Source organism: Bradyrhizobium sp. CCGUVB1N3 (genome assembly GCF_024199925.1).
Lineage (GTDB): Bacteria > Pseudomonadota > Alphaproteobacteria > Rhizobiales > Xanthobacteraceae > Bradyrhizobium.
Genome location: NZ_JANADR010000001.1, coordinates 8129383 through 8142869, shown reverse-complemented (window position 1 = coordinate 8142869; position 13487 = coordinate 8129383). Strand labels below are relative to the sequence as shown.

11 protein-coding genes and 2 pseudogenes are annotated in these 13487 nt (G+C 59.1%); 4 read left to right on the top strand and 9 right to left on the bottom strand.

The window, feature by feature from the left end:
* Positions 1–179: 179 nt before the first annotated feature.
* The 4 genes from NLM33_RS38570 to NLM33_RS38555 all read right to left on the bottom strand — a co-directional run bounded on the left by NLM33_RS38570 (position 180) and on the right by NLM33_RS38555 (position 4593).
* A complete protein-coding gene (locus tag NLM33_RS38570) occupies positions 180–1010 on the bottom strand; it encodes an SWIM zinc finger family protein (RefSeq protein ID WP_254103623.1) in 831 nt (276 codons plus the stop codon).
* A gap of 113 nt (positions 1011–1123) precedes the next feature.
* On the bottom strand, positions 1124–3835 hold the full coding sequence (locus tag NLM33_RS38565) for a DEAD/DEAH box helicase (RefSeq protein WP_254103622.1): 2712 nt from the start codon (positions 3833–3835) through the stop codon (positions 1124–1126).
* 117 nt (positions 3836–3952) lie between these two features.
* A complete protein-coding gene (locus tag NLM33_RS38560; RefSeq protein ID WP_254103621.1) occupies positions 3953–4336 on the bottom strand; it encodes a type II toxin-antitoxin system VapC family toxin in 384 nt (127 codons plus the stop codon).
* Positions 4333–4593: a type II toxin-antitoxin system Phd/YefM family antitoxin gene (locus NLM33_RS38555; protein WP_254103620.1), complete on the bottom strand. Its 261-nt coding sequence runs from the start codon at positions 4591–4593 to the stop codon at positions 4333–4335. Before NLM33_RS38555 ends, NLM33_RS38560 begins: the two co-directional genes overlap by 4 nt.
* Positions 4594–5090: 497 nt before the next feature.
* On the opposite strand from NLM33_RS38555, the gene NLM33_RS38550 reads away from it, so the two are divergent.
* Positions 5091–5360 carry a hypothetical protein gene (locus NLM33_RS38550; RefSeq protein ID WP_254103619.1) on the top strand — a complete coding sequence of 90 codons (270 nt, stop codon included), beginning with the start codon at positions 5091–5093 and terminating at the stop codon, positions 5358–5360.
* Here the strand turns inward: NLM33_RS38550 and NLM33_RS38545 are convergent.
* From NLM33_RS38545 to NLM33_RS38530, 4 genes and pseudogenes are all read right to left on the bottom strand, one after another.
* Positions 5315–5818: pseudogene (locus tag NLM33_RS38545) on the bottom strand (integrase core domain-containing protein); the annotation flags it as partial. The gene NLM33_RS38550 and the pseudogene NLM33_RS38545 overlap by 46 nt on opposite strands.
* Positions 5819–6180: 362 nt before the next feature.
* Positions 6181–7959, bottom strand: a complete 1779-nt coding sequence (locus tag NLM33_RS38540) for a tetratricopeptide repeat protein (protein WP_254103618.1) — start codon at positions 7957–7959, stop codon at positions 6181–6183.
* Between the two features lie 3 nt (positions 7960–7962).
* The gene (locus NLM33_RS38535) at positions 7963–8388 is read right to left on the bottom strand and encodes a hypothetical protein (protein WP_254103168.1); all 426 of its coding nucleotides are present in this window, start codon (positions 8386–8388) and stop codon (positions 7963–7965) included.
* A 242-nt stretch (positions 8389–8630) separates the two neighbouring features.
* Positions 8631–9587 carry a hypothetical protein gene (locus tag NLM33_RS38530; RefSeq protein ID WP_254103617.1) on the bottom strand — a complete coding sequence of 319 codons (957 nt, stop codon included), beginning with the start codon at positions 9585–9587 and terminating at the stop codon, positions 8631–8633.
* Positions 9588–9885: 298 nt separating this feature from the next.
* Between NLM33_RS38530 and NLM33_RS38525 the strand changes: the two are divergent.
* The 3 genes and pseudogenes from NLM33_RS38525 to NLM33_RS38515 form a co-directional block, all read left to right on the top strand.
* Positions 9886–10230: pseudogene (locus NLM33_RS38525) on the top strand (transposase); the annotation flags it as partial.
* Between the two features lie 200 nt (positions 10231–10430).
* On the top strand, positions 10431–10619 hold the full coding sequence (locus tag NLM33_RS38520; RefSeq protein WP_254103616.1) for a hypothetical protein: 189 nt from the start codon (positions 10431–10433) through the stop codon (positions 10617–10619).
* Between the two features lie 820 nt (positions 10620–11439).
* Positions 11440–12381 carry a M35 family metallo-endopeptidase gene (locus NLM33_RS38515; RefSeq protein WP_254103615.1) on the top strand — a complete coding sequence of 314 codons (942 nt, stop codon included), beginning with the start codon at positions 11440–11442 and terminating at the stop codon, positions 12379–12381.
* Here the strand turns inward: NLM33_RS38515 and NLM33_RS38510 are convergent.
* On the bottom strand, positions 12345–12797 hold the full coding sequence (locus tag NLM33_RS38510; RefSeq protein WP_254103614.1) for a hypothetical protein: 453 nt from the start codon (positions 12795–12797) through the stop codon (positions 12345–12347). The two genes, NLM33_RS38515 and NLM33_RS38510, sit on opposite strands and share 37 nt — an antisense overlap.
* Between the last annotated feature and the right edge of the window lie 690 nt (positions 12798–13487).

The window sequence follows — 13487 nt, the reverse complement described above, 5'->3', positions numbered from 1 at the left end:
GAGAACAATCAATGACTTATTGGTCGCACCACTGGGCTTTTCCGACCGAAAGTGGGCATTCGTCGCACGATCAAAGTGCTTCGTTGCACTGCTCATCCGAGTGGTCAGGACGTTTGTCCCCCGGGGGACCTTGGCATCTAGTCGGACCGCGTATCGCTCTCGCACGGCGCGGGCGACCGTTAAATTGGTGAACGGCGCGACGAACGCGTCCGTCGGCCTATTGAGTGTTTCTTGCCGCCGCGGGCATTGACGCTTCGCGCCGACGCGACCTTGTCGTTTCGTGAGGCGGGTGTCTTCGTCGCAGCGGCGATCTTGGCTCCCTTGGTGTGTTTGATACGTCGCTTCGGGTTCGGATCTCGCTTCTGCTTTGACGCCGCGGAACCGGAAACCTCCGGTCCGGTGACGTCGGCCATTTCGATCCCGAACAGCGCAGCCACATCTCCGTCATTCAGCACGGCGCTTGCGTCGGGCGCGGATTTCGAATGTGTCATCTCCTGCCCTGTACCGGCAAGCAGTTCGCCCTCGTCGACACCGCGCAGCACGAACAGCAGTCGGGGCGCGTCGTCGAGACGGGCGCCCACGCCATAAAGCGTTGCCGCCACATGCTTGCACATGTCGGCCCAATCCGGACAACTACAGGACAGCTTGATTTCAGCGGGCGCAGGAAATAGGCCATCGCCCTCGCGGCAGACCCGATCCATGACACTCTTGGCCAGGCGGCCCTGCAACAGCTCCACCAGTGAATCTATCGTGCCCGAACAGTCGCGACAGACAGCCCGCCACTGCTTCGCGGCGACGGGAGCAATGGCGATCGTGACGTCGTAGAGCTCCTGACCGCTGACCTTCGCCGCGATCTTGCCGGCGGTGATCTGTAAATCGACGACGCACCCGTTACGAACATAGCTACGGCCGCGCGGCAGCCGGCTGGCAAAATCGCTGTAGCGTTCGAGATTGCTGCACCACGCTTTGCCCCAGAAGTTCCTGGTGATCGCGCGACCTTCGATCGTCACGGGTGCGACCGGGCCTCCGTTCTTCTTGAGCTCGGAGATCTTCCGATGGGCCTGCCGACGTTTCTCGGCGACCGAGACATAGGCCCCCCAGCGGTCCTCGAAATAGCTCATCGCTACTCCTCCCTCATCGCGGTTGCCAAGTCGAGCTTCACGAGCTTCAGCAATTCGTCATCCTTCATCTCGGTCAGCGCGGCCTCGGCACCGCCACCAAGAAAATCACCTGCAAGCTGCCGCTTCGCCTCGATCATTTCGTCGATCTTGTTCTCGATGGTGCCGCGGCAGACGAATTTGTGCACCAGCACATTCTTGGTCTGCCCGATGCGAAATGCACGATCTGTCGCCTGGTTTTCAACAGCCGGATTCCACCATCGGTCGAAGTGAATCACATGCGACGCCGCGGTCAAGTTAAGGCCAGCGCCCCCAGCCTTGACCGACAGGACAAAGAACGGCACATCCTCTTCCTCCTGGAACCTGCGCACCAGATCCTTGCGCTTTCCGACCGCGGTGTCGCCATGGAGAACGAGGCCCTCCCTGCCGAAGACGGAGCTCAGGAATGCCGCCAAAGGCGCCGTCGCCTCCCTGAACTGAGTGAAAATCAACGCCTTTTCCTGGCGGGATGCGATTTCCTCGGCGAGGTCGCGCAGGCGACCGAACTTGCCGCTATCCTCCTCCGCCCATGCGTTGTCACCGAGCCATTGCGATGGGTGATTGCAAATCTGCTTGAGCCGCATGAGGAGGGCGAGGACCACGCCCTTTCGTTCGATGCCGTCGGCGTCACCTAGCAGACTGGCAAAATCGCTCACGGCCTGCTGGTAAAGCGCGGCCTGCCTCCGGCTGAGTGAGCAGAACACCTTTACCTCGGTCTTATCAGGCAAATCGGCGATGATGCTCCGGTCTGTCTTCATGCGACGCAAGACGTAGGGTCGGACAAGCTCGCGCAATGGGCCGTACGAGTTGGGCGCGCCGCCCTCGCCGAGCTGCTTGGTGTAGGAGGAAAACTGCTTGGCCGATCCGAGTAGTCCCGGATTGAGGAAATCGAAGATCGACCAGAGGTCGCCGAGCCGGTTCTCGATCGGCGTACCCGTCAGCGCGATACGCGCGTCGGTGCGCAATAGCTTGACCGCGCGGGTTTGCTTGGAACCCGGATTCTTGATGGCCTGGGCTTCGTCGAGAATCACCAGTTGCCATGGTGTCGCCAGCAACCACGGGACCCGGTTCAGAAATCCGTAACTGGTGATGATCAGATCAGTGCCGCCCAGTGCGGTCGTCCGGTCGAGATGCTTCAGCTCTTCGGCCGGCATGGTTGACGGATGAGCGACGAGAGCCTTTAGGGTTGGTGCAAAACGGCTAATTTCCGCCGCCCAATTGGCAAGCAGTGAAGCGGGTGCCACCAACAGCGACGGCTTGCGTTCGCCGACCGTCCGCTCTTTTTGCAACAGGAGCAGGGATAACACCTGGATCGTCTTGCCGAGACCCATGTCATCCGCAAGACACGCGCCGAGCCCGAGCCTGACGAGCAGATGGAGCCATTGCACACCTGTCTGTTGGTACGGTCGCAGCGTGCCCTGGAGCGATCGGGCCGGATTGATGCGCAACGAGCCGTCTGGTTGGCGCAACTCCGCCAGCGTCTGCGCAAGCCAGGAGCCGGCAGTGACCTGGCTCCAGTCGGCCTCGATCGGAACACTGGTCGCCGAATCGCCGGCAATACTGGCCCCCGCCAACAATCGCATAGCCTCGCCGAAGGAGAGGCCATCGTCAGCCGCCCGCCGCTCGATCGCCTTGAATTGCTCGAGAGTCCGGTTCAATCGTTCCCGATCGATCTCAACCCACCTGCCGCGGATGAACGCCAATCCTTCGGATTGCGCGAGCAGATTCTTGATTTCGGCGGTCGACAGCGCCTCTCCGTCGAGCGTCACCTCCATGTGGAAGTCGAGCAACGCGTTGACCCCAAGCTGCGCGGGCGCATTGCCGCCGATTGTGGCCTTGACCCGCGGACGCGCGGGCTGGTTCATGCGCCAATTTGCCGGCATCCGCACAACGACGCCGGCGCTTTCCAGTACCGAGGCGTCCTTCAGGAACCGCAGCGCGTGTTGCGGGCTCCACCGCAATGGATGAAAGATTTCGCCGGAATCGACCATGGTCTTCAGCCAGGCGCATTGTTCGGCGGCGCGCTGGACCGGCATCAGTAGCGACAGCAGGCGCTCTCGGTTCTTGGCGCCCGCGTATTCCTGCAACGCTTTGCCGAGCGGCAGATGCTGCGCTTTTGCCTGCGCCGACAGCCGCGTTGTATAGGTCGCCAGAAATGCGAATGGCGCCGCCTCGTCCTTGCGGTTTTCCGCGAGATTGAAGTGCACGCGACCGACCAGATTCCAGGCGGCATGCCGAGACTTGAGGAATTCCTGAACATTGCTTTTGGACTCGGCAAGTTCGGCGTCGCATGCGGCATCCAGGCTACGCCAGAGATGGGCGAGAATCGAGGCCGTCAGGTACTCCGCACCAGTCATGGGCGGGGCCGCAGCGGCGAGCCTTTCCAAGTACGCTTTGTTCGGAGAACCGACCGCCGGCTTGGTCGACGCTTCGCCCACATCCGGCAGGGCACATAGCGCGGTGACGTAGCGAATGCCAAACTCGTGCCAATATGCCAGTGCCGCAGGAAAGCTCGTTCCAACCTCGTCCACACCCAGGCACAGAAGGCCATGACCCGCGCCGCGCTCGAACGCCCTCACAACGCGTGTGCTGCGGGCCGGGTCCCATGCCGTCGCGTCATTCGAGGGCTTGAGGCTGAGCACACCGTGAGGGCTGAGAGCGGGAGCCAATGCGGACATGGCGAACAGGGCGTGTTAGGTTTCGAATCAACTCGTAAAATTCTAAGCCAAATTGAATACGACCGCTGCATCTCATCGACGCAGACGTTCCACGGGCGTGCCGGTCTTGCGACGCCGCTACAGCACACTGCCCACATCCGTCTTCGAAAAATCGTCGCCGACGAAGAGCAAACGACAGGAATGCTCCGTTGCGACCTCATATGCAAAGCAGTCGCCAAAATTCAAACCAGCGGCGTGCAAGCCCCTGCCCCAACGCTCATAAGCTTTCGCAATGCGACGAGCACTGGCCGGTGTGACCGTGATAATTTCCAGACCAAGGCCCTCGATGAGACGTACCATCTCGCCATCAACGTTCCGCCGACCGGCGACAATGAGAGCTTCCGCCACGGTACCGGCAGATATCAGCACTTCGGTCTCGGCTTCCAGCACTCCGATGCATGCATCGGCGCTCGGCTCACCCAAAACAATCGCCATAAGCGCCGACGTATCGACGGCTATCATTTGGGCAGACCGTTTCTGTCGTAAAGAAAATCCTGGCTACCTGCCGCGTTTGGTCCCGGGCTAGCCTTGGCGGAGCCAGAATCGCGGATTGCCTCAAGCAGTTCCTTGCGTCCACGGGCGTCCAGACGCGCGCTCTTGACGGGAACTAGTTGCACAGCCGACTGACCATGCCGTGTCAGAATGATTTCATCGCCCGCTTCTGCCCGGCGTACCAGGTCGGTCAATTGGCCTTTGGCTTCGGTGACGGAAATGCGCATTTGCGTACCGGTTCGAATGATTTAGTTCGTCTTTGAAATATGGACCATTCAATAGTCCAAATCAAGAGGAGCTCTGATAACTCTTTGCTCGAATTGCGGCTCATTTGAAACGAGCGTGAACGCGGCCGACGTTCCGATCAATGTACCAACTTCGGCGGCGCGAAAGAGTACTCGTGCTTAGCACTCCAGATCATCCGAGAACAGGTGGAGCTGCCAGTATCAGAAACAATAGAACTGGTAGTCCACCACGAGATCTGGTTGTTGTTCGGAGCTTGCGAGTGCGGTCCCTGGTTGACCGTCCAGTTGGCTGTCGCGGGGTTGGTGATCGGCTGGCCGGCGAAGTCGAAAGCTTGCGTCCCTTGTAGACATCTTTGGTCTTCGCAACGGCGATGCCCTCGCGGATAACCGCGCGCGTCTAACCCCGCGAGGTGACAGTGGCATCCTCTGCGTGCGCGAATCAACCTACCGGTGAGGGCGTACTCGGAGTGAGAGGGATCATGCTCTACTACATCAATAACCTTCGCGCCCTCCGTCAAGCCCTGGCTGAAAAAAGCCGCCGTTTGGCCCAGGACGCCGTCGACACAGCGGCCGCGAACGACGCGTCCCTGCCGAGCGTTGCTTGGTGCGCCGACATCAAGGTGATTCAGGAGGAGTTAAAAGCACTCGACGAAGCAATCGCCGAGGAGAAGAGGTTCGCTGATTCTGTCGCTGCCGCTGCCGATCAAATCGTTTCCGTGATGCATGCGCCGGCGCATCCCGATTCCTGAAAGAAGGGGCAACGATGGGTGTTTAGTCCCGGCATTTGCTGGAGCGGATTGAGTTTGAATCGTTCTGGCTGGGAAGTCCAGCATTTGCAGATGTATTCGTAGGGTGTGAGGCCCTTCAGGGTCTTCAGCCGCCGAGCGTAGTTGTAGGCGGTGATGAAGTCGGCAAGGTGAGTTTCGAGCTGATCGTGTCGATCGTAGTGGTAGCGTTGGACGGTCGCTTCCTTGATCGTGCGGTTCATGCGCTCGACCTGGCCATTGGTCCAGGGATGCTTGATCTTGGTCAGCCGATGCTCGATCCCGTTTTCCTGGCATCGCATATCGAACATATGCGTCACGTATCTTGCCGTCGGGCCGTCCGCATAGCGTGGCGGGAAGGTGAACTGGATCCCATTGTCGGTGAGCACCGTGTGGATCTTGTAGGGGACGGCCGCGATCAGAGCTTCGAGAAAGGCCGAGGCTGGCCGCCGCTTCAGCCAGCTGCGCTGGGGTGGCTCCATTCACCGACAGGCCCCCATTCACACAGATCGTGGAATTGCGGACCTGCCAAAGCTGGGCGGCGGCGATCAGGCTAAGCACACTCCGTCTCGTCTTCTTCGTCATCATCCGCTCCATACTAGCTGTTAGCTGCTCTATGTGATTGCCGAGGCCTCCCAGTTACTATCCAGCATAGTACCGGCCAAATAGAAACGCCGCGCAAAATGCCGGGCGTTTCTATTGGCGGTTGACGGAGCGGTCGCCTTCCAACTTAACTGAGGGTCCCAAAAACGGGCCATCTCGCTTTGTCTTTGAGCAGCCTTCCAGATGCGATCGAGGGAGCACGTTACTCCAATCCGCTCGTTGACGCGTGCAGCAGTGCCTCCAGTTTACGCCCACCTTGCTCGATCGCCTCAGACCAATGGCCGAGCCGTTCCTGCGCCACGACTTCGAACGACGGGTACCACAGTGGCTTTCCGCCAGCCTGGGCCCAATACCAGGGATAACCGCATGGCACGAAAACCACGCCGGCGACTCCGAGTGCTCCGGCGATATGGACGGCGAAGCTGTCGGGCCCAACCACGGCGTCGAGATTGGCGATCGCTGCGATCAATTCCGCAGGGCGCTCGATATGCACACCGGCATCGATCGGGTGACGCCATCGCTTCATGTCGTGGCGTTGCGCTCCACTCATCAAACTGATCGACGTGACGGAGTGTGGAATCACAGCGGCGACCTGCTCCATCGATAGGCCGAGGGCGCTGCTCTCCCATAAGATTCCTACCAACGGCCTTGCGAACACGGCCAAAGCATCGCGCCACTTGGCGAATAGCTCGGCATCGGGACGCAGGTACGGAACGCCATCTGCAATGGTGCCGGCGTCGATCGACAGAATGCGCAATAGCGATTGCAACGGCGTAGCTGAGAGTCCAGGTCTCGGCTCGTCGATAATCACCGGCTCAGCGAGGTGGGCAAGAAGAGCCCGATAACGTGGCTCCGCGACCACATGCACATCTTGCTGGCTCGTCAGCCGGCGCAAGAGGCGAACGAGCGCCACGAACTCGAGTGCGCCGGTCGTCGGGGGGACGAGTATCCGCGTCACAGGCTCTAAGGCGGTCGGATCGGGTGACGGGAAGCGACCGAGCGTCAGTTCGAGCGTTTTCTGTAAAGACTTCGCTGCTTCATTCTCTGGCAGCGCCTGCGCGACGCGGTCGACAAGCTTGAGGGCTTCATCGAACCGGCCAACGAGTTGCAGGACACGCACCAGAGCAATCGCGGCGGAGTGGTCCGATTTTCGAGCGCGAACGAATTCCGTCAGTTGCGCAATGCCTCGGTCCATTTCACCCTTGGCAATCGTAACGCGGGCCAAGATTTCGCGGGCACCAACATGAGCCGGCGCATAGGCCAGTAACTTCTCGCAGGTCGTCTCCGCTTGCGACCAGCGCCCTGTTGCGGCGCGGCAATAAGCCAGATGCAAGAGGCCGTCTGTATCGAGTGGGGCGCGCAGATGCGCGCGTTCGGCAAGGTTGAGCGCCTCGTCGAATCGGCTTCGTTCGAGCATAAGGGCCGACAAATGGCCCAGCGCATCAGGATCGTCTGGAGCAATCTCGAGCGCACGAAGCAGGACAGTCTCAGCCGACGAAGTGTGGCCTAAGGCGAACTCGATGGCTCCGAATTGAAGGAGAGCGCGCGTATTGCCTGGCTCGTTGTCGACAACGGTCTCCGTCATCGCGCGGGCATCCGTAACGTTGCCGTGGCTCAACAGGGCTCGAGCGAGCGCTAGCTTAATCGCACCGTTGCGCGGGGCGAGAGCAACCGCGCGTTCGAGGCAGATCATCGCCTCCTCAGCGCGGCCGAGCAATTGGTGGGCGATACCGAGATTGGTGATGAGGCTCGCGTGTTCGGGGTAAATGGTCGCCGCTTCAGCCAGCATATCGAACGCAAACTCGGTCTGTCGCCGCGCAAGCGCCAATGTGGCCCTTGCATTGAGCGTATCCGGATCGCTTGTGACAGGGACCTCCTCCAGTAGCGCTTCCGCCTCCTCGATACGGCCGGCGGCAATAAGCTCCTGGGCCGTTCTAACCCGGTCCTGCCAGCTCGGAGCGGACATGCCAACGGACGGCATCGGCTACGCAACCGTGACGCGTTTGCCGTCGCGACGGAGAGCCGCGCTCACCGCGGCGACCTTGATGTGGGCGATCTCAGAAGCAATGCCAGTAAGCCCAATGGCTCGCGTTTCGGTCTGCAAAACGTCGATGCGCTCAATCAACGTGGCACGGTCAACTACCTTTACGGTGAGCGACCCGGTGCTCGCTTCCTGGGGCCGCGCCGAGGATCGGACATGATCCGCGATTAACGTGTAGAGTTTACCGATCCAGGTGCCTTTGTTCGCGAGTACCGAAAACAATTTGGCCTGCAGATCGACACTATCGGCGCAAAAGGAGGGGCGCTGACGCGCCGCAAGAGTGATGGTCTTGGCTTCAATCGAAATGGTGTGACCTCCGAGTAGGCCGACCACAGGACCGTTGGAAGCCGCCCGCTCGAGCACGGTCACGACAAAAAGCTTGATCCACGTTGGTAGCGAGCAAAACATGTCCTGTGGCAAAGGTCAGGCGAGGGATATCCGACAGCTACCGTCAATTGTGCCGAGTGCTAGCGAATTCGACGTCCACCGCAATGCGCTGACTGACACGACACGGGCCGTGTTATGTTCGCCTTCTAGCAAGCGCTCGGCTGTCGATAAAATTTGAGCGTTTGTGGCGCGGATCGTCATCGTCATTCTTGCTCTCTGGTCAGCTACAGGAAGATTGTCTGGTCCTTTTGTATGACTTCCTTCTTACCGGTGCGGGACATGTTCTCTGCTGCTTGGATGACAAGCTCGTGCTGCGCCGTGCTTAACTTGCCCTGCCTCACGGCTTTTTCTGTAACGGACACGCTGGTCTTGCAGATCTTGCTGTCGCGGCCGACCACCTTCAGGTCTTCATCGGGTACGTATTTGAAACTGCTTGTTTTGAGAATTGTTTGACTACTATCAGCCGACTTGAAGTCGGGTCCCAAAACACACTTAATCGATTCGCCGATCACTTGCTTGACGTCGTGGCCTCTGACAATGTTGAGGTTGTTGCCAACCGTGACAGATTGCGCATCGCCCAGATTAAATAAACATGATCTTGAAATCTTATAGGTGAACGCTTCTCCAAAGAAGACTGATACGTTCCTGGCCATCGTCAGCTGGGTAGTCGCGCCGCGCATACAGGTGAGTTTTGTTCCGTCGAAGAATTCCTCGGTGTTGCCCATAATCCGCTTTTCGGTGTTGCCAGTGGTCGTTTCTACTTTGTCACCTTTATTGACCAACTTGACCCGGTTCGAAGCCGTCAGGATGATGTCCGCGGACGTCACAGCGCTACCAGCAGTGATTGACACGCCATTCTCGGCGGAGATCTCATAGATGCCCTTTGGCACCTTGTGCTGGACGTTTCCGTTCGTGACCTCCATCGTTTGGCCGCCCCCGATTTTCAACAGTGCCGCGCCTTCGACATTTGCCTGGAAGTCCTTGTTGGTGAAGGCAAGTATGCCAGCGTTGTCGCTTTCATGCTCGCGGGTGACTGCCGGATCATCGTTGACCGTCGCCTTGAGACCAGTGACAAGTTTTGCCTCGTCGTCCGAATAAGAGCCGAGGCGCAGATAACTCGACTTGGTCTGAGGAGAAGAAAAAGTTTCTGGAACGCTCAGTCGCATGCTGGCATTTGGCATCGTTGAATTCCCTAGTCGTTTGGCTGTAGGCGCCCTGGCGCTGCGTCATCAAGCGGATTTGAGAGGTCGAAAGCCCGAAGGCATTCGGGTTGGCACCGTTGTGCTTGGTTGGCATGCCCACTCTGGTTGCCGCTGACCCGCCCATTGACAAATCGTCAGATCCAGCCTTGGCGCGGCCCGGACCAATAACAAGACCAGAGATGACGCCCAGCGCCAGCCGCGCTTGCTCTCGTTCATCAACAGGCCCACATTCACACAGACCGTAGAATTGTCGACCTACCAAAGTTGGGCGGCAGCGAACCGCATCAAGGAGTGTAAGCTCGACCTCTATGCCGACCGCGCTTCTGCGGCGACGACCGCACTTCCGCAGCGACCATGCGCGCCAACACTGCGGCTGTGGTTCGCCTCGATGGCCTATGTGCTGATCCGTGCCCTGCGGCGCATCGGCCTTGCCGAAACCACCTTTGCGGACGCCACCTGCGGCACCATCCGCCTCAAGCTCCTGAAGATCGGCGCACTGGTGCGCATCAGCGTCCGCCGCATCAAGATCGCCATGGCGTCGGCCTGCCCAGCCGCCCAGGAGTGGGGACACGTGGCTCGCCGTGTGACCGAAGCCGCCAAGGCTCGCGCCTCGCCGTCCTGACACGCGAAGCTGCGACGCGTCCAATCGGCGACATCACCAACAAGGCCCAACGGAGACGCTCAAAATCAAATCGCCACCCGCGCCTTCAGCGCCACGGCTCCTCGTCGCCTTCGCCAGATCCTCCTATCCCCGTCGCAGAGCAATTGGCCGTGTGAGAATTACGGCTAGAACATCCGCACACCAAGGCGGATACGCTCATCATGGAATACAATCATCCGGCGGCGGGTCGCCTAAACTGCGTCGGACATCCCGTCACTTTCGTCGGAGACGAGCGCAGCCCCGGCCTGCCGCCGCCCATGCTCGGGCAACATACCGACGAGGTTCTGAAGGAACTGGGCCTTTCTGCAGCGAGCATCGCAGAATTGCGCCGCGAGGAAATCGTCAGTTGATCGGAAGCAGAGCTTCCCGTTGAAGCCACCTTATTTCCGGGAAAAACGCAACACTCTCGATGACTAACCTCGCGAGTGTCCGTGAAGTGTCAGGAATAGCGTTTTTAAGGCCTTTTAAGTATTTTTTTCGACACGCCGCCTGGCATGGGTTGCATGGGATTGCATGACATCATGGTTGAGATCCGCACCGAACGCCTTAAGTAGGACGAGCTATGGAGCTTCGTCGGCAAGAAGCAGAAGGGGAGTTTTGGCAGTGGTTGATGAACCCGCGACATTCCCGCTTTCGACGGAGTTTCGGTTGGGAGTGGACCTAGTCAGCCAGTTGCCTGCCGACAATTGGAATACACCTAGCCCCGCCCGGAGGCCGTGGCCGACCTATTTGCCGGACCAAAGTGTATACGCGCCTGCCACTCCAAATCTAGCAATGTACGTTCGAGGTTGGCAGCACGGCGACCAACCCGCGTCGCCCGAGCTCAGGGCCGCAATGCTCTCCAATGGAGTACTGCCGAGCGCATTTCGTCCGCAAACAACTTTCATGATCGGTCACGTGAGCTACACAGCCACGTTCGGGCTATTAGGCAGACCAGACGACATCATCGTCCGCCAAACCGACACGTTATTGACCGGCGAACGCAGCACCAGTCTTGATACTCGGTCTCCCCCAAGATTACTGGCTCCCGATATGGAGGAGTCCATAACACTCGATGGGGACGTTCATGACTCTCTCAAGCCGGCGCGGCCTCACCTCCGGAGGCTCACGTCTGACGGGCAGCAACTCCAGGCAGTTGGCCCTTGGCCCGGCCTGATGGGGCGCCGAAAAATGAATCCTTATCCCGATGACGCCCACATCATCAATATCGACAGCTATATCAATGATAACCCGCTTTCGGTGATCAATCCCGCAGGCACCAACAGGGTCGAGGTACGCGGTACGCCTCAGCTATTGCACAACTACGAAGACACTGTTGCAAGAGACCATGAACGGGCGAATAGCTTCGTCCGCATCACCACCCAGAAGCTAGAAGCCTACTTGGATCCCCGCATGCAAGAAGACGTCGAGCAAGAGGTGAGACCGGCCTTGAGCAGATATTTTGGTGTCGCGGGCACTAGCAGACAGGACCTCGCCGACATCCGGGAAATCCTCGCAAGCTATAGGAAGGTGGCCACCTATCTCAATCGCTACAAGCCAATAACACAAGGGCAGCGTTTCAAAGCGTGGTTCGTCGACGCTCCTCTGTACCGGATTCGGCCGAGATCCAACGACGCCACGCTTGCTTATGTCAGGGCCGGCCCAGTGACCTGGCCGGAGTGGCGTATCGTTCCAAGATCGTTGCGGTCCCGCTCGGTGAGCTCGGGATGGTCTGGTTTGGGTCTGTTTCTGGCAGGAGGGATGGCGTTCGAGCGTGGCTCGGCGTCGTTCCATAGCAGTGGGTCAGTTGAGGAACTGCGCGTAGAGCATGCCGGAGCACTAGCTGCGATATTCTTCGGCACCCTCACCATGGGAGTGATTGGTGGATCTTATGCCATGAATCACATCCGGCGCTTGCTCCCCGACAGCGGGATCAATCTGCATGAACGGCACTTCGCCAATTCCGACCGCCTCCGATCCGCAACCGTTGTGCATGAGGCAACACATCTGGTTTTGGGCACTGACGACCATGCCTATCACGACGAGCCAAGCTTCCCTCGCCTATCGACAACCCAATACATGACCAACGCCGATAGTTACGGCCTGTTCGCCGAAGAGGTCAGCCGCCGATGAGCCTTCTTTGGAACGCCAGCGACAGCATTCGATCCGAATTGCACTCCGGTTGCCGCCTCATCCCGGTCGATCCATCTGAACGAGCGGCGCTCGATCTGGCGCCTGGGACGAAACATGTGCTGATCGCGTGGCGCAAGAAGTGAGGGCAGCGCTTCGCCTATGACACGGCTCAGATCGAAACTCTCTTCATCGAGTTCCCCGAGCTTCCAATTCCCACCGTCGATTGGACAGAGTTGGGCTGGACGAAGCTCGGTTTCCAGACCGGCAATCTGGTCCTGTACTTCGCTTCGATTATCGCAAGCGGCCGCATCGGGGTGAGATAGGGCAGGGACTTTCTCACTCTCTTGCTGCATCGCCGCCACGCAGAAATTTGCGTCGATGCTCGTTTCACACACCCGCTTGTCGACGATTTCCACACTGGCACCCTCGAGATCGACTGGACTTTAAGCGTGGATCTGCAGGCTTCTGCTATCCTCGCTTCGCGGACGACAGTGCCGCCCACCGATTGACCCTTGGCTCACAATCCGACGAAGAATATGCTCCAAACGCCTGCAAACGGTGGTTGGCTGATTGCGCGCTGAGTAAATTCTGAAGGAGGGATCGACGATGACGGACAGTCCGAAGAGCTACCGGATGGCTCAACCGACCGGCCAGTGGCGGCCTTCCAGTCTTGACCGCGCTCAGCGTTTCTGACCGACGAGTTCTTGATGTAACGTTGGAACACCTTCGAGCTGTCGGTGCCGGGAGGGCGATCGTGCGTCTTACCCCCGGATTCAATGAGAGGTCTCTCGCCCGCAGGTTTCTCTGACCGGCAGAAACAGCTCTTCGAAAGTGATGCGCAACTCATCTCAAGACTCGCAATAGAAACCGAAAGAAACCACAAAAAACACTACAGGGAGACGCTGGAAAGCGTAGCGAGTAAGTTCGGCGTCTGGCTTCGCCAGACTGGAAGGCAGCCAATGGCCGGTCGGTTGAGCCAGCTGGATGCCGATTTGCAGGTCTATACGAGCACCCTCAAGCCTTCTTCGCCGCAACTTCTTTCGCTGGCGTTGAGACGTCTTCAAAACATCGTTGCCGGGAGGCCGGTCGGGCATCTTATCACCAGC